The organism is Tomitella biformata AHU 1821 (assembly GCF_000524475.1).
Lineage (GTDB): Bacteria > Actinomycetota > Actinomycetes > Mycobacteriales > Mycobacteriaceae > Tomitella > Tomitella biformata.
In genome coordinates, this window is sequence record NZ_BAVQ01000074.1 from 1 (window position 1) to 305 (window position 305).

A 305-nucleotide genomic window follows, 5' to 3' on the forward strand; every position below is an offset into this window, starting at 1 on the left:
CCGTTACGCGATGGCATGGCTCAATTCAGCATCACCGCGTCCGCTGAGGACATCGCCCTCGCGATGGCCGCGGTGCACGCGCTCGCCGATAGTGTCTGCCCGCGCGATACCCGCACCGTGGGAGCCCGCCGCTCCGATGCCGCCATCTGCACGCTCCTCGGCGTGCCCTTCCTCTGCCAGTGCGGGCGGGATGATTGCGAGGCCACCACCGACGAGCAGGATCTGAGCGGGCGTCACGCGCAGATCGTGCTGCACGTGATCTGCGACGCCGACACCCTCCACACCCCCGACACACCCGATGGCCC

General features: G+C 69.2%; 1 protein-coding gene. It reads left to right on the forward strand.

Going from position 1 to position 305, the window contains the following annotated elements:
- Window positions 1-15: 15 nt before the first annotated feature.
- Window positions 16-305 (forward strand): DUF222 domain-containing protein (locus TBIF_RS23960; protein WP_038171912.1); only part of this gene is annotated, 290 nt, incomplete at its 3' end.